The organism is Pseudomonas avellanae BPIC 631 (assembly GCF_000444135.1).
Lineage (GTDB): Bacteria > Pseudomonadota > Gammaproteobacteria > Pseudomonadales > Pseudomonadaceae > Aquipseudomonas > Aquipseudomonas avellanae.
In genome coordinates, this window is the sequence record NZ_ATDK01000569.1 from 1 (window position 1) to 20663 (window position 20663).

Below are 20663 nucleotides of genomic sequence, written 5' to 3' on the forward strand. Positions count from 1 at the left end.
CCACGCCCTCCGGGCAGAAAACCCATTCTCCGGGCACGTCAGCTCAATTCAAGCCCAGCTTGCCGCGTAGGGTCGAGAGGTCTTCGGCCAGGGTGTTGACCGGGCCGACCAGGGCTTTGCGGTCGTTTTCCTTGACCTTGTCGTAGGTCTCGAAACCACCGTCCTTGGTCTTGTACTTGGCCAGGATCTTGTCCACGGTGGCGAAGTTCTTGTCGACTTTGGCGCTGAAGGCCTTGTCCTGCTGTTCGATCTGCGGACGGAACAGGTCGACGATTTTCTTCGCGCCGTCGATGTTGCCCTGGAAGTCGTACAGGTCGGTGTGGCTGTAACGGTCTTCTTCACCGGAAATCTTGGTCGCGGCCACTTCTTCCAGCAGGGCTGCCGCGCCGCCGACGACTTTTTCAGGCGGGAAGGTCAGCTCGGCCACACGTTTTTCCAGGTCCTTGACGTCGCTCAACAGCTTGTCGGCAATCGGGCCCTGGTCCTTGGTGGAGTTCTGCGAAAACAGTGCATATTCCAGGCGGTGGAAGCCGGTGAAGTCTTCAGCCGTCACGCCTTTTTCGTGGTCGTCGACGCGTGAGTCAATCGAGGCGTCCAGATCACTGAACAGCTCGGCAATCGGCTCGACCGACTCGTAATAAACGCGAGTCGGGGCGTACAGTTTTTTAGCCGTTGCGATGTCGCCTTTCTTCACCGCATCGGTGAACTTCTGAGTGTGGCTGACCAGTTCTTCGATGTTCTCGGTCACGTAGATCTTGTAATCCGAAACCGGGCCTACCAGGTCCAGCGGCGCGGTGGCGGCGAAGGCGGACAGCGGGGTCTGAAGCAGGCCAAGCGTCAGGAGCAAAGCCAGAGGCGTCTTTTTCATGGGTGTCTTCCGGGTCAGGAGTGGGTAGGTCATGCGGTTTTGGTGGACGATGCAGCCGCCAGCAACGAGCGACCGATGAAATCCTGTTCGCCGGTTACCCCCGGCAGGGTGAAGAAGTAGCCGCCACCGACCGGCTTGAGGTATTCCTCAAGCGGCTCGCCGTTGAGGCGGCTCTGGACGGTGATAAAGCCTTTTTCCAGGTCGGCCTGGTAGCAGATGAACAGCAGGCCCATGTCCAGCTGGCCGTTCTTGTTCACCCCGTTGGAATAGTTGAACGGGCGACGCAGGATCAGGTTGCGCTGGCTTTCGGCAGTACGCGGGTTGGCCAGGCGGATGTGCGAATCCAGCCGGGTTTTCTTGCCTTCGGGGTCAGCCGCGTAGTTGGGCACATCGCTCTCGACCTTGCCGTCCATGGGCGCACCGGTGGTTTTGCTGCGGCCGAAGATCGACTCCTGTTCCTGCAGCGGCGTGCGGTCCCAGCGTTCGACGAAGTTGCGGATGATGCGCACCGCCTGATAGCTGCCGTTGGCGGCCCATGCTGGCTCGTCGCTGCCCGGCTGCACCCAGACCAGCTCGTTCATGGTCTTCTGGTTGTTGGAGTCCGGATTGGCCGAGCCATCCCGGAAGCCCAGAAAGTTGCGTGCGCTTTCCGCCGGCTGGCCGGGTTTTTTCGGTGCCTGGGGCGGCACGGTGCCTTCCTGTTTCCAGCGCACCAGCAGCAGGTCGGGCAGGTTCTTGACGATGTCGCGCAGGGCGTGAATGTTGCTGTCAGCGGTGTTGGCGCAGAACTGAATGCTCAAATCGCCGTGACAGCTGGACGGGTCCAGCGCGTCGTTGGGGAAGCCGGTCATGCGGCTCAGGCGTACGGGCTTCACCGCAGCCAGGCCAAAACGCTCGTCGAACAGCGATTCACCCACTGACACGGTGATGGTCAAATTATCCGGGGTAACGATCGGGCCGAGAATGCCCGAGTCCGGCGGCGGCAGTTTCGGGTCGCTCTCCGGCACGGGGCCACCGGTCATCAGGAACGCGATGCGCTCATTCAATGTGCGAAACAGACGCTCCAGGTCGTCACGGTCGGCGGCCAGCACATCGAATGCCACCAGCATGCCGGCAGCCGGGCGCGGGTTGACGATGCCGGTCTGATGCAGGCCATGAAAGTCGTTGTGGTCCTGGGTCTTTTCGCTGTTCGGCGCTTCAGTGACCTGCGCAGGCGCGGCGGCCAGCACGTTGCCGCTCAGGCTGCTGCCAGCAAGCGCGGCACCCGCGGCACCAAGGCCCATCAGGACACGGCGACGCTGCAGGGAGACAGGGGCGTTGGTGGCGTCTGGATTGCTGTCCGGGTTTTTCATCGTAATGTGCTGTGCTCCGGTGGATCAGAGGTCAGAAAGGCCGAGTGCCGAATCGATGTCGCCGAGTGCATCGGCCAGTGCGCCAGCCTTGGCCGCGATCTGCTGGCGCTGCGTGGCGTCCACCTGATCGTAAGGGCGATAGCCGTCAGCGGTGGCGAACGCATTCAGCGTGGTGTCCAGGTCGGCGGTTGCCGCATCGATCTTCTGCAACCGCTCGCCGGCGCTACGCGTCAGCAAGGGGCGCAGCAGATCGACAATCTTGCGCGTGCCGTCCAGGTTGGCGGCAAAGCCGTTGAGGTCGCTGTGGCTGTAGCGCTCTTCTTCGCCATTGCTGCGCACGTCGGCCAGGCTGCGCATAGTGCGAGTAGCGATGGCGGGCAGTTGGTCAGGTGCCAGCGATTGCGCCATCAGTTGCTTTTTGAGCTGGGTGACATCGCTTTGCAGACACTGCGCCACGGGCGAAAGGCCCTCGACGCTGTGTTGCTCGAACAGCGCGTATTCGACGCGGTGGAAACCGGTAAAGCCCGGATCCTGCTCACGCTTTTCGTAGTAATCGGCGCGCGCGTTGATGGCATTGTCCAGTTCCGACAGGCGCTGTGCGGCAGGTGCAATGCGCTGATAGGCTGCGCGGGCGGGCAGGTAGGCTGCTTGCGCGGCGCTCAGGTCGCCCGCGTCAATGGCCTGTTGCAGGGCGGTCACGGCTTTGATCAGCGCCGAACCTTGCAGGCTCAGGTACACGCGGTATTCGGAAAGCGGGCCGATGAATGCGGTCATCGACGGGCGCGCTTTGGCCTTGGCGTCGGACTCGGCGGTCGGGGTCACGTGCAGGGTGCCGCGCGGGTTGCTGAGCAGGCCGCAGGTGATGGCGTAATCGCCCGGCGCCAGGTTGGCATTGATCACCTGGCTCAGGCCAGGCGCGATGTTTTCCCGCTCTTCGATCACCAGCACACCGTCGAGAATTTCCCATTCAACGGCCCGCTCGGAGCGGTTGACGATGCGAAAGGCGTTCTTGCCCGCCGCCACGGTCAGGGCGTTCGGTTCGCAATTGTGTGCGTGAATGTTGACCACGGTTTCAGTGCCGGCATTGGCCGCGCGTTTTTTTGCGGCGACCTGCGAGGCGTAATAGAACAGCCCGCCAGCGGCTATCATCAGAATGACCGAGCCGGCGACGGCCAATCGCAGGACACGGGGCGGCCGGGCTTTCTCGGAAAGCCCTGAGGGACGGTTAGACATGGGTGCCCTTATTCGTTCGTAACAGAAGATGGGTGTGGCTGGACCGGTGTGCCGGCCTTCGGGGTGTGCGGCATAAAAAACAGCACCAGTGCCCCGATCAGGTAAATCAGATAAACGCTCAGGGTGCTGACTGTCGGCGCGTCCTGATAACCGAACATGCCGGCCAGTACCGAGCCTGCCGGGCCGTCCATCGGCAGCAGCGCGCTGATGTCGAACACCACGCCTTGCAGGTGATTCCACACGCCGGCCTCATGCAGCGCCTGCACGGAGCTGGCGAGGATGCCCGCCGCCACCACCAGAATGAACAGCCCGGTCCAGCGGAAAAACAGGCCCAGGTTCAGGCGCATGCTGCCGCTGTAGATCGCCACGCCAAAACCGACGGCCAGCAACAGGCCGAGCAGGGCACCGAGCGGCGCACCCGAGCCTTCGCTTTGTTGAAACACGGCAAGCAGGAAAAATACCGTTTCCAGCCCTTCGCGGGCCACGGCAAAGAACACCATGGCGATCAGCGCGTAAGTCTGGTTTTTCGAGCCGGCGAGGGCGGCGTCCAGCGATTCGTGCTGCGCGTGCTTGATCGATCGCGCCACTTTGCGCATCCAGAACACCATCGAACTGAGAATGCCCACGGCAATAAGGCCGACAATGCCTTCGAACAATTCTTGCTGCTTTTGCGGGAATTCAGCACTCATCAATTCCAGCCCGCCACCGACGAACAGCGAAAGGGCAGCGGCGAGGAACACGCCAACCCACACCGCAGGCATCCACTCGCCGCGGCCTGTCTGTTTCAGGTAGCTGGCGATGATGCCAACAATGAGGGCGGCTTCGATGCCTTCGCGCAGCATGATCAAAAACGGAACGAGCATATCCCACCGGGTCGAGACTGAAGGGTGAAGGTGTTTCGGCGAGCCATCAGCCGGAAACACTGCGTAACATAATGATACTCATTCTTGAATACGGGTAGTTGTTTTTCGTCTGCGTCTCGTTTTTGGCTGCTTGTTCAGGTCAGGTTCAGCTGGCTGATTTTCAGGCCTGGCGCTTTTCCTGATCCGTCGTGAGTTTGAAAGCAAGACTCGGGGTGCTTATCAGCGCTGACAGGGATAGGCTCACTGAAACTCAAGGCAGGGCAACACATGGACAGCATCAACGCCTCGGCGCCAAAGCAGGCATTGCGCACTGAAGATGACCCGCGCTGGGATATTTTGCTCAACCGCCGCTCTGGTTCTGCGGTAAGTGCTGATTTTGTCTACGCGGTGCGCACGACCGGTGTCTATTGCACACCCGGCAGCCCGAGCAGGCTGCCACGGCCGGAAAATATCGTGTTCTTTGACAGCGCAAGCCAGGCCGAAGCCGCCGGTTTTCGGCCCTCCAGGCGTAGCGCTCAGGATCAGCAAAGCGTCGATCTCAAACACGCGGCGGCGGTCTCTGAGGCGTGCAGAGTGATAGATGCCTGCGATTCGATGCCCAACCTGGCCGAGCTGGCAGAAACGGTCGGGATGAGCAGCTTTCATTTTCACCGCACGTTCAAGAAAATTACCGGGCTCACGCCCAAGGCCTACAGCGTTGCGTCCATGCGCTCGCGGGTGCAGGCCCAGCTTTGCCAAGGTGTAACCATTACCAGCGCGCTGTACGAGGCGGGCTACAACTCCAACAGTCGTTTCTATGAGGCTTCGCAGAACATGCTCGGCATGAAACCTTCCGAATACCGGGCGGGCGGCGCCAACGTCGATATCAGATTCGCGTTGGGTGAAAGTTCGCTGGGATCGATTCTGGTGGCGACCAGCAGCAAGGGGATCTGCGCCATTTCCCTCGGGGATGACCCCGATGCGCTGATTCGGGGTTTTCAGGACCAGTTTCCCAACGCCAACCTGATCGGCGCAGACGCTCAGTTTGAAGCGCTGATTGCGACCGTCGTGGGCTTTGTTCAATCGCCCGCGACCGGCCTCGCGCTGCCGCTGGACATCCGTGGCACGGTGTTTCAGGAGCGTGTCTGGCAGGCGCTCAGAGACATCCCGGCCGGATCGACCGCCACTTACACCGACATCGCCCGGCAGTTGGGCATGCCCAGCGCGGTTCGGGCCGTCGCCAATGCCTGCGGTGCCAACAAGCTGGCGGTGGCCATCCCCTGCCATCGCGTGGTGCGTAATGATGGCTCGTTGTCTGGTTACCGCTGGGGTGTCGAGCGCAAGCGCAAGCTGCTGGACATCGAATCGGGCGGCGCAGCAGGGCTGTTCAGTTGAACGGCGCGGCGTGTTGCAGAATCCGGTAGGCCAGCTTGACCCGTTCTTCGTTCGGGTAGTTTTTGTTGGCCAGAATCACGATGCCGATTTGCCTCTCAGCTATAAACGCCACGTAGCCGCCAAAACCGTTGGTTGAGCCGGTCTTGTTGACCCAGGCGGTGGGCTGCTCTGCCAGCGGCGCTTCGATAGCTTCGGCTTTCTGCGTGTTCAGCATTGCGCTGGCATTGCCCGCAAGCAGCATGTCCAGACGAATCGGCGTCGGGTACTGCTCCCAGACCAGGTCCTGAGTCATGCCGCCAACCTTGAAATAGCCGATCCGCGTGTCGCTGAGCGCGCGTTGCAGGGGGGCGTCGTGCTGGCCGAGGCCGATGTTGGCTTCGACAAAACGGATCAGGTCGCGGCTGCTGGATTTCACACCGTAGGCTTCGGCGGCCAGTATGCCGGGGCTGACCCTGACCGGTTCGTCGAGCTTGTTATAGCCCTGCGCGTAAAGCACCTGTTTGTCGTCGGGCACGCTGACGTAGGTGCTGTTCAGGCCCAGTGCCGGGAACAGGCGTTGTTGCATCGCCTCTTGAAATGGCATGTTCATGCTGCGCGCGGCGATCACTCCCAGCAGGCCAATACTGGGGTTGGCATAGGTGCGATGGGTGCCGGGCAGGTAGTCGGGCTGCCAGGCCTTGAAATAGTCCATCAGTTGCCGAGTATTTTGCACGTTCTCTGGCACCTGAATCGGAAAGCCACCCGCCGTGTGCGTGCCCAGATGGAACACCGGTATTTTGCCCAGGCGCGTGTCGCGCAATTGCGGCATGTAAGTGTCGATGCTTTGCGTCAGTGACAATTGCCCGTTGGCTTGCGCCCAGGTGGCCAGCGTGGCGGTGAAGGTTTTGCTGATCGAGCCGAGTTCGAACAGCGTATCGCTAGACACCGGCTGGCCCGTGGCCTTTGAGGCAACACCATAATTGTAGAACTGTTGCTTACCGTGACGGGTGATGGCGATGGACAGGCCCGCGATGTTGTTTTCCTGCATCACCTTGCGCGCTTCTGTCTGCACCAACGTATCAAGGGCAGCAGAGTTGTTGTCGGCAAAAGCGACTGAACTGACCAACAGAAGTCCTGTGCAGAACAGCGTTCCATTCCATTGCATGGGTAATTCCTGGTTGTTTTGAGGGTGTGCCGATCATCAGCGGGCTTGCATCAGGGGCCTGCTGCGGTGGTCGGTCGTCAAAGGTTTGCGTAATATGCCCACTTTTTTGCGCTTCCTCCACGGAACGCCGCTCAGGTAAACCATGAAAACGATCCGTATGCGTGCCGAAGTCCTGGCCGGGCTCACCACATCCTTCGCGTTGGTGCCCGAGTGCATTGCCTTTGCTCTCGTTGCCCATCTCAACCCGCTGATGGGGCTTTACGGTGCGTTCATCATTTGCACGCTGACCGCATTGTTCGGCGGGCGTCCGGGCATGGTTTCGGGTGCGGCCGGCTCGATGGCGGTGGTGATCGTGGCGCTGGTGGTGCAGCAGGGCGTGCAGTACCTGCTGGCGACCGTGCTGCTTGGCGGCTTGATCATGATTATGTTCGGGTTGCTGCGGTTAGGCAAGCTGGTGCGACTGGTGCCGTATTCGGTGATGCTCGGCTTCGTCAATGGCCTGGCCATCGTGATTGCGATGGCGCAACTGGAGCATTTCAAGGTCGGCGAGTCGTGGCTCAGCGGTACGCCGCTGTACGTGATGCTCGGCCTGGTGGCGCTGACCATGGCAATCGTTTATCTGCTGCCGCGCATTACCCGCGTTGCACCACCGGCGCTGGTGGCGATCCTCAGTGTCGGACTGGCGGTTTACCTGCTCGGCCTGCCGACCCGCACCCTGGGCGACATGGCGCACATCGCTGGTGGCCTGCCGTTATTTGCCTTGCCGGACATCCCGTGGAACCTCGACACCCTGCGTATCATTGCGCCGTACGCCATCCTGATGGCGCTGGTCGGCCTGCTGGAAACCCTGCTGACCCTGAACCTCACCGACGAGATCACTGAAACACGTGGCTACCCGGACCGCGAGTGTGTGGCGCTGGGCGCTGCCAACATGGTGTCCAGTGCTTTCGGTGGCATGGGCGGCTGCGCGATGATCGGCCAGACGGTCATCAACCTCAGTTCTGGCGGGCGCGGTCGGGTTTCCGGCGTGGTCGCGGGCTTAATGATTCTGATGTTCGTGCTGTTTCTGTCGCCGCTGATCGAGCGCATCCCGCTGGCAGCGCTGGTGGGTGTGATGTTTGTGGTCGCGCAGCAGACCTTCGCCTGGGCATCGCTGCGCGTGTTGCGCAAGGTGCCGGTCAACGACGTGCTGGCGATCATCGCGGTGACGGTGGTCACGGTGCTGACCGATCTGGCCACCGCCGTGGTGTTCGGCATCATCATCGCCGCCATCAACTTCGCTTGGCAGCAGGCCCGCGAGCTGTACGCCGACAGCCATGACGAGGCAGACGGCAGCAAGATCTACCACCTGCACGGCACGCTGTTCTTCGCCTCGACCACGCCTTTTCTTGACCAGTTCAACCCCGCTGAAGACCCTGCGCAAGTGACACTGGACTGTCGCCACCTGAGCTTTGTCGATTACTCGGCGATTGCTGCGCTGAAAACCTTGCGTGAGCGCTACGCCAAGGCGGGCAAGCATTTGCGTGTGGTGCACTTGTCCGAGCGGTGCAAGCGTCTGCTCAAGCGCGCGGGCGTGCAGCACGCTTGAGCCGTGTGCCCAGGCCCTGTCTTGTGTAGGCTGACTGTCATTTCCTGAACCGAAGGTGTGTGCCTGATGGATGCCGTCTCTCCGCTGGATGCTTATGAACGTGCGGTCCAGCGTGGTTTTCAGCCCGATCAGGCGCAGTTGCAGGCCGTGCAGCAGCTGCAGGCGTGTTACCTGACGCTGACCGAATCTCGCGGTCAGGCGCAGGGCGTGTACCTGTGGGGCCCGGTAGGGCGCGGCAAGACCTGGCTGATGGACCGTTTTTTCGAAAGCCTCAATGTGCCGGCAAGGCGTCAGCATTTTCATCACTTCATGCGCTGGGTCCACAAGCGCATGTTCGAACTGATGGGCACGCCCCAACCGCTGACCGTGGTCGCCAAAGAGCTGGCGCGGGACGTGCGGGTGATGTGTTTCGACGAACTGTTCGTGACCGACATCGGTGATGCGGTGATCCTCGGCGGTCTGTTGCAAGTGATGTTCGAGCAGGGCGTGGTGCTGGTGTGCACCTCCAACCAGCCACCGGACCAGTTGTACAGCCACGGCCACAACCGCGAGCGCTTCCTGCCCGCCGTTGCGGCTATCCAGAAATACATGAAGGTTGTGGCGGTGGACGGCGGTGAAGACCATCGCCTGCACCCCGGCCAGTTGCACCAGCGCTATTGGGTGGCCCAAGCGGGTCAGCCGAGTGCCTTGCAGGGGATATTCGAAGCCCTGAGTGCCGGCCAGCCGGTGCACGACTCGCAGGTCATGCTGGGTTATCGCAGCATCAACGTGGTTGAGCATTCCGACACGGCGGTGTGGTGCCGCTATCGCGACCTGTGTGAGCAGCCGCTGGCGGCGATGGACTTTATCGCGCTGTGCGATCGATTTTCGGTGATCCTGCTCAGCGAAGTGCCGGTTCTGGGCGCTGTGCAGCGCGAGGCGAAGATTGCCCGTGGCACCGAGGATGGTGTGGAGCAGGTCACGGCGGGAGATCGTGAACTGCCGCAACTGTCGCCCAACGACGATGGCGTGCGGCGTTTCATTGCCCTGGTAGATGAGTGCTACGACCGGCGCATTCCACTGTATGTAGAAGCGCCAGTGCCGATGGACGAGCTCTATACCCAGGGTTATCTGTCATTTGCCTTCCGCCGCACGCTGAGCCGGCTACAGGAAATGCAACTGGAGCGCTTCACCGAGTTGTGATGCTCAGGCCGCATCCCGGCGGCGCTGGGCCAGCATGTGCTTGGCGCCTTCGATCATCAGCACCACGACCGCCAGCCAGATCGGCAGGTAAGTCAGCCATTCATCACGACCGATGCTTTCGCCCAGCAGCAGGGCAACGCCGACCAGCAGGATCGGCTCGACGTAACTGAGCAGCCCGAACAGGCTGAACGGCAGCAAGCGGCTGGCGACGATGTAACTGACCAGCGCCGAGGCGCTGATCACCCCGAGCAGCGGAATCAGCAGGTACAGCAGCGGTGCCTGCTGAATGGCGTGCGGGTGGCCGTTGCTGATGAACCACAAGCCGATGGGCAGCATCAACAGCATGTCAAACCACAGGCCGCCGAGGTGATCGGTCTTGAGTTTGCGGCGCAGCACGAAGTAGAGCGGATAGCCGCCCGCGACCAGCAGGGTTTCCCAGGAAAAGCTGCCCAGCCGCCACAGTTCATGACCGACGCCGATCATGGCAAACGCCGCTGCAACCTTTTGCAGGTACGACAGGTGCTCGCCGTACACCACCCGGCCGGTGAAGATCATGCTCAGCGGCAGCAGAAAATAACCCAGCGACACTTCCAGGCTGCGCCCGTGCAGCGGTGCCCACATAAAGATCAGCAGCTGCGCGCCGAGCAACATCGACGACAGCAACAGCCCGAAAATCAGCAACGGTTGCTGCCAGAGTCGCGCCGCCAGGTCACGGACTCGCCGCCAGTCCCCGCTGACCAGCATGAACAGCGTGGCGCACGGCACCGTCAGCAGCATGCGCCAGCCGAAAATCTCTTCGCCGTCGAGAGGCTTCATCAGCGAGGTATAGAAATACATGACCCCGAACAGCACGGAAGCCAGAACCGACAGCACGACACCTTTGAACACAACCGCCTCTCTGGAAGTTTTAAGTAGCAGGATTGCGCACCTGCGTGGTGCGAGCGGCGGTCAGTCTAGTGTGCCAGCGCGGGAAAAGCTTCACTTCGGGACCTATTATCCGAGGGCCGGCCGCTCGTTATAACGGCTGGGTGAGTAAAGGCGAACGTTGATAGCAGCAATGGAACGCGCTCCATTTCAGCGCGTCAGACATTTGGTTAATCGATCAGCTTTGTTAGGCTGTCGCGCTGGCTGGTGCGATTCTGTCCGGCAATCAAAAGGAGCATGCATGACCTCTTTCAGCACCGCAGCCCAGGACGCCAAGGCTGGGGCGGAACAATCTTCGACGCGTATCGCGTTTTTCATTGCCGGTTTCAGCGTGGCGTCGTGGGCGCCACTGGTGCCGTACGTCAAGCAGCGCATGGGCCTTGATGAGGGCACGCTGGGTCTGTTGTTGCTATGTCTTGGCGTCGGCTCGATTCTTTCCATGCCCTTGGCAGGCGCATTGGCTGCGCGATTCGGTTGTCGGCGATTGCTGGTCTGTTCGACGCTGCTGATCTGTCTGTGCCTGCCGTTGCTGGCGACGATATCCAGTCTGCCGCTGCTGATCGCCACACTGTTTGTGTTCGGCGCAAGCATGGGTGGGGTGGATTGCACGGCCAACGTCCAGGCGGTGATTGTCGAGCGCAACAGCGGCAAGACCATGATGTCGGGGTTTCACGGCCTGTTCAGTCTTGGCGGTATTGTGGGTGCTGCCGGGGTTGCCGGCCTGCTCAGTCTCGGCATTTCGCCGTTTTATTCGATGCTGGTGGTGGTCGTGCTGACCCTTGTGGCGTTGGCCAAGGCGGCGCCGAACCTGTTGCCCTACGGCAGCCCGTCGGACGGGCCTGCTTTTGCGGTCCCGCGTGGCGTAGTGCTGTTTATCGGCCTGCTGTGTTTTACCGTGTTTCTGGCCGAAGGCGCGATGCTCGACTGGAGCGCAGTGTTCCTGACCTCATTGCGCGGCGTCGAAGCCTCTTATGCCGGGCTGGGCTACGCGGTGTTCGCGGTGACCATGACCCTGGGGCGGCTGTTCGGTGATGCCATTGTCCGACGGGTCGGCTCCAATCGGGTGATCATTCTGGGCGGGCTGTGTGCGGCGGGCGGGTTGGCAGTGGCGACCTTGATTCCGGTCTGGCAGGCGGCATTGCTGGGCTATGCGCTGGTGGGCGCAGGCTGTTCGAATATCGTGCCGGTGTGTTACAGCGCAGTCGGTCGGCAGAAAACCATGCCGCAAAGTGTGGCCATCCCGGCGATTACCACAGTGGGCTATGCCGGGATTCTGATCGGTCCTGCGGCGATTGGCTTTATCGCTCACGTCAGTAGCCTTGAGCTGGCGTTCATGATCGTTGCCGTCATGCTGCTGGGCGTTGCAATCGGTGGCAGCAAGCTGCGCACCTGAATGCCGCTACAACTTGCGCGCCATTCCTGAAACCCGGATTGAACTGCCGATCTGCTCAGGGATCTCGGCGCGCAGACGCGACGGGCTGCCCATGTCGTCGCCTTGCAGGATGTCGATCAGCCCGCCGTGCGGCCAGCCGATGTCACGCAGATAACCGCCCAGCGCTGCCGTGGCCGCACCCGTGGCCGGATCTTCGTACACGCCACCGAACGCAAACGGGTTGCGGGTATGAAACATCTGATCGGTTTCTGCCCAGGCCAGCAGAATCGTTGCCCAGCCCTCACGCACCATCAACTCGCGCCCGGCCTGTTGGTCGTAATGCATGGCCTTGAGCGCTGCGCGACTGTTCAGCGCCAGAATCAGATGCCCGGCACCGCCGTTTATATGCGCTGGCGGGATGCGCTCATCCAGATCGCTGTGCGTATAGCCGAACAGCGTCAGCGCTTCTTCCAGCAACTGCGCGCTGACCGGTTTGCTGAACGTGGGCGGCGATTGCAGCGCAGCCGACGTCAGCGAACCCTGAGCATGCCCCTCGACCGTGATCTGTGTCTGATTGAGGGTCAGATCGAACACACCATCGCCTTTCTGCGCCGCCAGGGCGGCACCCAGCGCAATGGTGGCATGACCGCAGAACGGCACTTCGGCCAGTGGCGAGAAATAACGCACCCGCCAGCCGTTTTCGAGAGGGGCGGCGAACACAGTTTCGGAAAAGCCGACGTCGGCCGCGATCTGCTGCATGCGTACCTCATCAGGCAGCGAGGCACCCAGCCATACACCCGCCGGATTACCGCCTTGATCGCCATCGCTGAACGCGGCCAGTTTGAGTATTTCGGTTGTCATGAGCTCGGGTCCTTGCCGTGGTCAGGGGCGCACAGTGTGCTATGCAGAGGGGCGGGTAATCCAGTGAGAAAGGCGGGCAGGATGTGGGAAATCGCCATCACTTCTGCAAGAAGTGTCTGATCGTCGTAGCGTAGGGGAGCCAGCGGGTGGCTTCGATCTCCCCCCGGAAATACGCGTCACGCTCAGCGTCTGACCACGAAGCGATCTCGGACAGATCCGCATCGTGCATCTTGCGGTAGCTGCGCACTGCGTTTGCCCGAGCGCCCTCAAGCGCTGGATTGTCGAGACCAAACACGCGAATGGTCTCGGTGGCGCAGCTATTTTCGTGATCACTCAGGTTGTTACGGGCGAGCACCTTTCCAGAAGAATGGAAATACAGGTAATGCTCAGGATCATGTTCGTCGGGTTTGACGAGAAGGCCTGGGTCGTAGGCAGGAGCCGAGCGTCGATCCTTGTGGTGGCCGCAATGTTGGGTACTGCCACAGGCGAGAAAAAGGTTGCTCCAGGCAAATGTCAGTTCCGGAAAGTGATCCGGATTCTTGCGCCGAAAATGCTCGATATGGCCTTCATGAAAAATGGCCCCCTCGCAATAAGCACATCGCACGCCGTACTCGGCGGCGTCTTCTGTAGTGACACCGTCGATACCTTGTAGCTGTACGAGCGCAAAGCGCAGCTGTTTCTTGCAGGTCCCGCGAAAGTCTGATCACTCATGGGTCGGATGATTGTAGTCGGCGAGGCAGGGAGGAGCATCCACAGAGGTGCGATCCAGTTTGAGCACGACGGTCAGCCCTTGGTGTTCGAGTGTTTTTGCAATTTGAACGTCTGAAAACGGATCAGCCTGTCAGCGTCCAGAATCACCTGATGCTGTGCTCCATAAAAATCGAGAAGCTTTTTGCGCAGAGCCAGGCCGTTGTGATCTTCATGGGGGCCATTTTCGATTTTTGCGGTGTATTCGGCTATCCAAAGTGCTTCAGCTACCGGAGGAATGGGGTTCACGCCCATGATGTCGTTGAGCGCAATGGCGCTTTCAACGCCTTTGACCTCCTGTGGCGGGCATGCAGTTTGCCAGTTTTCATCGGCGTCCTGAAATACCATGCGTATACATTCACGTTTTACCGTCGAGAGTACCTGCGGGCTGTGCGTGCTGACAATGAACTGGATGTTCGGGAACGCTTTACGAAGGCTGGCAACCACACGTTGTTGCCAGGCCGGATGCAAGTGCAGATCTACTTCATCGATCAATACGATGCCTGTCGTCTTTAGCGATGCCTGTTCCTTGAGGTGGCCATTCAGGCGAGAGCAACGCAATGCCAGATCAGCGACCAGCGTAATCATGGCGCGCACACCGTCACTGAGCAGGCCCAGTGGAAGTGCGGAGTGGTCGGCATGAGATATGGACAACTCTTCATACGTCAGGCTGTAATGGAAGTCGCTCCAGCCTTCCTCCGCCATCACCTCGTTCACCGCATTTCTGATGCCCTGCAAACGTGGCTCAAGATTTGAATGCTCGTAACCGACCTGCTGTTTTTGCTGAATGACGGCCAGAGTCGCCTTCCTCATCCACTCCTGTAACTGCACATAAGTAGAGAACGCGGACAGACAATCTTCGTAGCCTGCCGTGCGACTCTCGGTCAGGATCGCTTTGCTGGAGACGTTTTTGTGACTGACCCAGAGGCGCCGTGAACTGTAATAGCGCACAACCGGCAGTGAAATTGCCGAATCGCTGCGCAGCAGTAACTGAAGTTCTTTTCCCCACGCCGCCAGCGGCTCGGCTTCTTTGGTGGTTGTACGGCTTTTGGGACCGTTAAGTGCTCGTTGCCAACGCTTCGCAGGGTTGGACATTTCTGCGCTGATGATCACGGGAAATTGCTGCTCGCTTTCAAAACCTTCGCCTACCCGCGCATAACGGGCATCAGTGCGCTCGATGTGCCTGGACATTCCCTGATCGAACGAGCCGACGAAGGGGCCTAGAGCCGCAACAATGGCTTCAAGAACCGACGTCTTGCCTTGCCCATTGCGTGCGGAAATTACCGTCAATTGGGGATCGAATTCGATATCGAACTCTGCAAAGCGACGGTAGTTCTTAAGGCAAAGCCTGGTCAGGTTCATAGGTCTCTTCTGGCTGAACGAAGTTCGCACATACTAACAGTGCAGGCTCGTTAGCGCCCGTGCAAACCCGAACACTCAAAGCACCTCACATCTCGCCATACGCCGTTGGACCAGCCGTTCGCGCAGGGTGTCGTAGGCCCAGTTGAACAGCATGGTGTAAGGCAGAAACATTATCAGCAGACCGATGTCCAGCCAGAATGCCTGCATCAGCCTGATCGACAGCCACCAGGCGGCCAGTGGCACAACTGCCAGAATAAGCCCTGCCTCGAAACCGATGGCGTGGAGGATGCGGGTCATGGCCGTCATGGCAAATCCGAGTCGGCTCCGCAGCCGGTCGAACAGGGCGTTGTAGACCATGTTCCAGAGCATGGCGACGGTGGAAATCATCACCGTCATGATGCCCATCATGGCCAGCGAGTGGTCCATGATCCAGGCCAGCAGCGGCGCGACCAGAATCACGCCGCCGACCTCGAACAGGGTGGCGTGCAGCGCGCGTTCGCGGATAGTTTTATGCACTTCAGGTGGGTGCTGACGTGTGTGCTGTTTGCTGTGAGTCATGTTCAGGCTGTCCTTTTGCTCGTTCATGGCCGCATTATCATCGGTGTTTACGTTAATCTGAAAATCATTACCATCGGTAAAACCGATAAGAGATGGCCATGAGTTATTCACCTGAAGCCCTGGAAGCTTTTGTTCAGATCGCCGCACTGGGTTCGTTCAGCGCCGCTGCCCGGCGTCTGGGCAAGAGCCAATCGACCATCAGTGAGGCGATTGCCCGGCTGGAAATCGACCTGGGGCTGGAGTTGTTTGATCGCTCGTCAAGGCAGCCGGTGCTGACCGAAGCGGGGCGGGTCATGCTTGGCCGCGTCGATGACCTGCTGTGCGCCTCGGACCGGCTGCGCCGTGCTGCCGCGCGACTGGCAGCGGGCGTTGAGCCACGGTTGACGCTGGTGCTGTCCGATGCCAACCAGTTTGCGGATTTCGAGCGGCTGATGACTGAACTGGATCAGCGCTTCCCCGAGCTGGAAATGGAATGTGTGTTTGCCGAGCATGGCGATGCGATCAGCCTGGTGCAATCGGGTCGGGCATCTCTGGGACTGCTGTCGGCGCAAGCGAGCTACCCACCGGAAATCGGCCACGCGACCATCGACGAAAGCGCTGATTTTGGTCTGTTCGTGTCGCACAAACATCCGCTGGCCGCGCTGGAGCGGGTCGATTATCAGCAACTGGCGCGCTACCGCGCCTTGCGCCTCAACACACTGGTCGAGCGCAGCATCCCCACCGACGACCTGCCCACCAGCGGCCACCGTCACTGGTCAGCGCCCAATTACCTGCTGCTGATGGACATGGCGGCGTTCGGTTTCGGCTGGTCGGCCTTGCCGCGCTGGCTGGTGTCGCGCTATTCCGGCGGGTTGCTCAAGGAACTGAAAGTCGCGGGATGGCCGCGTCGTTCGGCGGTGGACATCATCTGGTCGTTCGAGCGCAGCCTTGGGCCGGCGGGGGCATGGTTGCTGGATTCGCTGGTGCCGTTTGCGGGAGAGTGAGGCGGGTTCACCACAACATTCGTACGATTTCCTCGATAAAACTCGGAATGGTCTGACAGACCAGAGTGGGCATCTCCTTTAGTTTCGTCACCCCACGGCCGCAGGCCGCTATTGCGTGACGACTCCAGGGTGCCCACATGATTTCCTCTGCACGGTTCGGCGACCAGCATGCCTGTCCGCTTCCGGGCCACGGCATCACGCCGATTATTACGGCGTCAGATGATGTCCTGATCAACGCCCTGTGCGCAGCAAGAGTCGGCGACATCTGCGCCTGCGGAGCAGTGATAGTCGCAGGCTTTCCATCGATCATGGTCAATGGCCGGCCCATGGCCCACCTCGGCAGCCCGACCAGTCACGGCGGCATGCTTGTCACCGGCAGTCAGGACGTGGGAGGCGGTTTCACATTCGGCGGTGCTGCGGCCAACCGCGTGATCGACTTCTCCCGTCTTGGCATTCTGCAACCAGACGGCACGCTGGACGAGCAGCGGCTTGAGGCGTTGCTGGCTGATCCGCAGCTTGCGGGGAAGGCTGAGGCGGCGGGGGCGGTGGTTGATACGTCTGGCGTATCAGCACCACCACGACCTACGCGCTTAGAATCGCCGCTCTGTAATCATCCAGACCGTATGAACGAGCTTGCCAGCTACTAATTAAATGTTCCATCGCACGGTTTTTGTGGATTTGATTGAGGTGATGATTGTACAGGTGTTCGGGTTACGGGTTCAGAGCGGTAAAGGCAATGTTGCTTGTGATCTCGCCGGTGTTGTTTTTGATCGCCATAACGCCTGATGCTACCGTTTTTTATTCAGGTGCAGGCAGTCTATCGGAGTGATCTGGGACACCAATGGACGAATTTACAGGTCTGATATGCATCCTGGGGTGGGACTTCTGACTGGGGAGATATTTTTCCAGATGAGCATTTCTTTATGAGGTTTGAGTGGCGAGGCGGTACGACCGGCCCGCGCTGCATCGAAATCACTCCAACGCTTTTGGGTACACGAATTTATATCGATGCAAATGGCAACCTCGACACCCGGCCGGGAAGCAAAACGGATACAGATCAAATCAGGTCGCGCTGATCAAACAGCCTCACCCACCCACCCTCGCGACTGCAACAAAATCAGCTATAAATAGCCTCCGCACACCGACAGCAAAGGAACCGGGCATGGCCTTCGATTGGCATTCTGACCTCATCACGCGAGACACGCCGGTGAATGATCACTATCGAAACACACAGAACGTGCGGCGCTTCATGACCGGGCAGTGTGGCCCCTCGTTCAGGTTTGATCGGCCGTTCATGGCCTGGATTAACAATGGCGAGCCCAAAAACATGGGGCAGGTTGTGGATGAATGGTTGCGGTTGTCATCTGCCTGAATGGCGAGCGTACCCACCGGAATCTGACGTGCTGCACGGTTTTTTCATAAAAGCAGCGAAAACTGTATTCAAAACGCCATTATTTTTGCAAGCGGACGGTTTTTCTCGTAGCGTGCTCGTGCCGCCCTGCCTGATGGGAACGCGGCGCTAACCATGCCGCAGGTGCAGCCGCCGTGACCCCGACCGATTTACAAGATATTCAGAGCCGATTAGCCGCTCTGGAGCAGGAAAACGCCTCCCTTAAAGCGAGTCTGAGTGTCGGTGGCCGGGAAGCCCAGTACGCCTTGGCGCAGTCTCAGGAACGTTACCGTTTTCTGTTCAACTCGATGGATGAGGGTTTTTGCATCATCGAGTTCTTCGACGGACCGCATGGCCCGCTGAGCGATTACATTCATATCGAGGCCAACCCGGCTTACGAGTACCACGCCGGTATTCCCGATGTGGTCGGCAAGAAGCTGCGCGAAATGGTTCGCGAAGAGGCCGATGGCTGGGTGGAGTTCTATGGCGAGGTGCTGCGTACCGGCAAGCCGGTGCGTTTCGAGCGCGAGCTGGTGGCGACCGGGCGTTACCTTGCGCTGACCGCTTTTCGCATCGAGCCTGCGAGTCGCAATCAGGTCGCGGTGCTGTTTCAGGATATCACCGAGCGCAAGCGTGCCGAGCGTGCACTGCAGCAGCTCAATGAAACGCTGGAAGCGCGTATCGTCGAGGCGGTTGCCGAACGCAATGTGCTGGCCGATGTGGTCAATGGCACCAGTGCGTTCATCCATGTTATCGACTCCGACTACCGCTGGATGGCCATCAATGGCTCTGCACTGCGCGAGTTCGAGCGCCTGTTTGGCATCCGGCCGCAAGTGGGTGACAACATGCTCGATTTGCTGGATGACCGCCCGCTCAGCAAGGCTGGCCTCAAGGAGCGCTGGACGCGTGCGTTGTCGGGCGAGGAGTTTGCCGAAAGCGTCAGCTTCAGTGATTCAAATGACCCGGCCCGCCATTTTGAAATACGCTACAGCACCTTGCGCAATGCAGATGGGCAGGCCATTGGCGCTTATCTGTTCGCGTATGATGTCAGCGAGCGACGGCGCGAGCAGGAGCGTCTGACCCAGGCCGAAGAAGCCTTGCGTCAGTCGCAGAAGATGGAGGCTGTCGGCCAGTTGACGGGCGGTATCGCCCACGACTTCAATAACCTGCTGACCGGCATCACCGGCTCGCTGGAACTGCTCAAGACGCGCCTGAGCCAGGGGCGTTTCACTGAAATAGACCGTTACGTGGCGGCTGCGCAAGATGCCTCCAAGCGTGCCGCTTCGCTGACTCACCGCCTGCTGGCGTTTTCGCGGCGACAGACGCTGGACCCCAAGCCGGTCGATATCAATCGGCTGGTGATCGGCATGGAAGAGCTGATCCGGCGCACGGTCGGGCCACACATCACCGTGGAAGTCGTGACGTCGGTCGGCTTGTGGTCAACGTTCATTGATGCGCCGCAACTTGAAAACGCCCTGTTGAACCTGTGCATCAATGCCCGGGACGCCATGCCGCGAGGCGGGCGGATCACGATCGAGACGGCCAACCGGTGGATTGACGAGCGCGGCTCACAGACCCGTGACCTGTCGCCAGGGCAATACCTGTCGCTGTGTGTCAGCGATACCGGTACCGGCATGTCGCCGGAGGTCATCAATCGGGCGTTCGACCCGTTTTTCACCACCAAGCCATTGGGGCAGGGCACAGGCCTGGGGTTGTCGATGGTGTACGGCTTCGTGCGTCAGTCCGGCGGGCAGGTGCGTATCTACTCTGAGCCGGATCAGGGAACGAACATGTGCCTGTATATGCCGCGCCATTACCTTGGAGCCCCTGAGGAAATCGAGGCCGTCGGCACAGGCGTTTCACCGCCGGTGCAGACCGAGCGCACGATAATGATCGTTGATGACGAACCGACCATTCGTATGCTGGTTGCCGAAGTCCTTGAAGACCAGGGTTACATCCCCATCGAGGCGGGAGAGGGCGCATCAGCACTCCGGGTTCTGGAGTCGGATGCGAGGATTGATTTGCTGGTGACCGATGTCGGATTGCCGGGTGGCATGAATGGTCGACAGCTGGCCGATGCGTCACGAATCATCCGGCCCGACCTCAAGGTGCTGTTCATCACGGGTTATGCCGAGAACGCGATAATTGGCAATGGCCATCTGGATCCGGGCATGTGGGTGTTGACCAAGCCGTTTACCATGGAGGCGTTCGCCAGCCGCATTTACGAAATGATCGAGCGCGACGACTGAATCGGACCGCTGTCAGCGGGTTGGCAGCGCCTGAAACTCACCCTTGGACAAACCCTGCACGTCATTGCCCATGCTGTCGCGGATGCTCAGGTCGGCGCCTTTGTCGGTCAACGCCTTGAGCACCTCAGTGCGTTTGAACAGGGCTGCGTACATGGCTGCCGTCTGCCCTGCGTTGTTGGTCAGGTCGGGGCCGCAGTCGGCTTTTACCAATTGTTTGGCGATGCTCAGTTCACCTTTGAAAATCGCCCCCATCAGTGCCGTGTTGCCGCGATTGTCTTTCGCGCAAGGGTCTGCGCCTGCGTCGATCAACCGGGTGACTGAGTCCTGATGACCGTGGTAGGCCGCCAGAATCAGGCCGGTATAGCCTTGTTCGTCACGAACATTGAGGTCGTAATGGGCCTCGATGAAGGTATCGAGCATTGGATTGTTGCCTTCACGGGACGCGTCGAAAAACAGTGTGCGCAGTTGGCTGGCAGTCTGTTCGGCGGTCAGATCAGGCGTGGCGGCAGGCTCTGCGGCGTTGGCCATGGCGCCAGACAGCAGCAGACCGTAGATAAGATTTTTCATGGGCATTCTCCAGACCAGGCCCGCCCTGACGTGGGATAACGTCAGG

18 protein-coding genes and 1 pseudogene are annotated in these 20663 nt (G+C 60.0%); 8 read left to right on the top strand and 11 right to left on the bottom strand.

The annotated features are described in order from the left end of the window. Positions 1 to 43: 43 nt before the first annotated feature. The 4 genes from efeO (DW49_RS0126250) to efeU are packed head-to-tail and all read right to left on the bottom strand — an operon-like array spanning position 44 to position 4316. Positions 44 to 868, bottom strand: coding sequence for an iron uptake system protein EfeO (efeO, locus tag DW49_RS0126250; RefSeq protein ID WP_005619373.1), 825 nt, complete (start codon positions 866 to 868; stop codon positions 44 to 46). A 29-nt stretch (positions 869 to 897) separates the two neighbouring features. After that, entirely contained in the window at positions 898 to 2220 is a 1323-nt protein-coding gene (gene efeB, locus DW49_RS0126255) for an iron uptake transporter deferrochelatase/peroxidase subunit (RefSeq protein WP_005619372.1), read from the bottom strand. 24 nt (positions 2221 to 2244) lie between these two features. Then, complete coding sequence (gene efeO / locus DW49_RS0126260) at positions 2245 to 3453, bottom strand: iron uptake system protein EfeO (RefSeq protein ID WP_024419922.1); 1209 nt, start codon at positions 3451 to 3453, stop codon at positions 2245 to 2247. Between the two features lie 8 nt (positions 3454 to 3461). Then, positions 3462 to 4316 (bottom strand): iron uptake transporter permease EfeU, encoded by an 855-nt coding sequence (gene efeU, locus DW49_RS0126265; RefSeq protein ID WP_005619369.1) that lies wholly within the window; start codon positions 4314 to 4316, stop codon positions 3462 to 3464. Positions 4317 to 4583: 267 nt separating this feature from the next. Between efeU and ada the strand changes: the two genes are divergently transcribed. Continuing rightward, positions 4584 to 5690 (top strand): bifunctional DNA-binding transcriptional regulator/O6-methylguanine-DNA methyltransferase Ada, encoded by a 1107-nt coding sequence (gene ada / locus DW49_RS0126270; RefSeq protein WP_005619367.1) that lies wholly within the window; start codon positions 4584 to 4586, stop codon positions 5688 to 5690. Here the strand turns inward: ada and ampC are convergent. Beyond that, positions 5683 to 6834 (bottom strand): class C beta-lactamase, encoded by a 1152-nt coding sequence (ampC, locus tag DW49_RS0126275; protein ID WP_005619365.1) that lies wholly within the window; start codon positions 6832 to 6834, stop codon positions 5683 to 5685. The two genes, ada and ampC, sit on opposite strands and share 8 nt — an antisense overlap. Before the next feature lie 142 nt (positions 6835 to 6976). Between ampC and DW49_RS0126280 the strand changes: the two genes are divergently transcribed. Then, the gene (locus tag DW49_RS0126280; protein ID WP_024419921.1) at positions 6977 to 8422 is read left to right on the top strand and encodes a SulP family inorganic anion transporter; all 1446 of its coding nucleotides are present in this window, start codon (positions 6977 to 6979) and stop codon (positions 8420 to 8422) included. A 66-nt stretch (positions 8423 to 8488) separates the two neighbouring features. After that, entirely contained in the window at positions 8489 to 9604 is a 1116-nt protein-coding gene (zapE, locus tag DW49_RS0126285; RefSeq protein WP_024419920.1) for a cell division protein ZapE, read from the top strand. Between the two features lie 3 nt (positions 9605 to 9607). Here the strand turns inward: zapE and rarD are convergent, their stop codons facing one another. Further along, on the bottom strand, positions 9608 to 10492 hold the full coding sequence (gene rarD, locus DW49_RS0126290; RefSeq protein WP_005619361.1) for an EamA family transporter RarD: 885 nt from the start codon (positions 10490 to 10492) through the stop codon (positions 9608 to 9610). Between the two features lie 277 nt (positions 10493 to 10769). Between rarD and DW49_RS0126295 the strand changes: the two genes are divergently transcribed. Next, positions 10770 to 11921, top strand: coding sequence for an MFS transporter (locus tag DW49_RS0126295; RefSeq protein ID WP_005619360.1), 1152 nt, complete (start codon positions 10770 to 10772; stop codon positions 11919 to 11921). Between the two features lie 6 nt (positions 11922 to 11927). Here the strand turns inward: DW49_RS0126295 and DW49_RS0126300 are convergent, their stop codons facing one another. The 4 genes from DW49_RS0126300 to DW49_RS0126320 form a co-directional block, all read right to left on the bottom strand. Then, positions 11928 to 12761: a PhzF family phenazine biosynthesis protein gene (locus tag DW49_RS0126300; protein WP_005619358.1), complete on the bottom strand. Its 834-nt coding sequence runs from the start codon at positions 12759 to 12761 to the stop codon at positions 11928 to 11930. A 97-nt stretch (positions 12762 to 12858) separates the two neighbouring features. Continuing rightward, on the bottom strand, positions 12859 to 13365 hold the full coding sequence (locus DW49_RS1000000131340; RefSeq protein ID WP_005619356.1) for a retron system putative HNH endonuclease: 507 nt from the start codon (positions 13363 to 13365) through the stop codon (positions 12859 to 12861). Between the two features lie 179 nt (positions 13366 to 13544). Further along, positions 13545 to 14870 carry an AAA family ATPase gene (locus DW49_RS0126315; protein WP_005619354.1) on the bottom strand — a complete coding sequence of 442 codons (1326 nt, stop codon included), beginning with the start codon at positions 14868 to 14870 and terminating at the stop codon, positions 13545 to 13547. A 75-nt stretch (positions 14871 to 14945) separates the two neighbouring features. Beyond that, complete coding sequence (locus DW49_RS0126320; RefSeq protein ID WP_122349159.1) at positions 14946 to 15428, bottom strand: multidrug/biocide efflux PACE transporter; 483 nt, start codon at positions 15426 to 15428, stop codon at positions 14946 to 14948. 98 nt (positions 15429 to 15526) lie between these two features. On the opposite strand from DW49_RS0126320, the gene DW49_RS0126325 reads away from it, so the two are divergent. The 4 genes and pseudogenes from DW49_RS0126325 to DW49_RS0126340 all read left to right on the top strand — a co-directional run bounded on the left by DW49_RS0126325 (position 15527) and on the right by DW49_RS0126340 (position 20050). After that, positions 15527 to 16411, top strand: a complete 885-nt coding sequence (locus tag DW49_RS0126325; protein ID WP_005619351.1) for a LysR family transcriptional regulator — start codon at positions 15527 to 15529, stop codon at positions 16409 to 16411. A gap of 137 nt (positions 16412 to 16548) precedes the next feature. Beyond that, positions 16549 to 17055: pseudogene (locus tag DW49_RS0126330) on the top strand (PAAR domain-containing protein); the annotation flags it as partial. A 518-nt stretch (positions 17056 to 17573) separates the two neighbouring features. Then, on the top strand, positions 17574 to 17783 hold the full coding sequence (locus tag DW49_RS0126335; RefSeq protein WP_005619348.1) for a DUF6434 domain-containing protein: 210 nt from the start codon (positions 17574 to 17576) through the stop codon (positions 17781 to 17783). A 173-nt stretch (positions 17784 to 17956) separates the two neighbouring features. Next, complete coding sequence (locus tag DW49_RS0126340; RefSeq protein WP_005619346.1) at positions 17957 to 20050, top strand: hybrid sensor histidine kinase/response regulator; 2094 nt, start codon at positions 17957 to 17959, stop codon at positions 20048 to 20050. 12 nt (positions 20051 to 20062) lie between these two features. Here the strand turns inward: DW49_RS0126340 and DW49_RS0126345 are convergent, their stop codons facing one another. After that, positions 20063 to 20617, bottom strand: coding sequence for an ankyrin repeat domain-containing protein (locus DW49_RS0126345; protein WP_003378168.1), 555 nt, complete (start codon positions 20615 to 20617; stop codon positions 20063 to 20065). Positions 20618 to 20663: the final 46 nt, after the last annotated feature.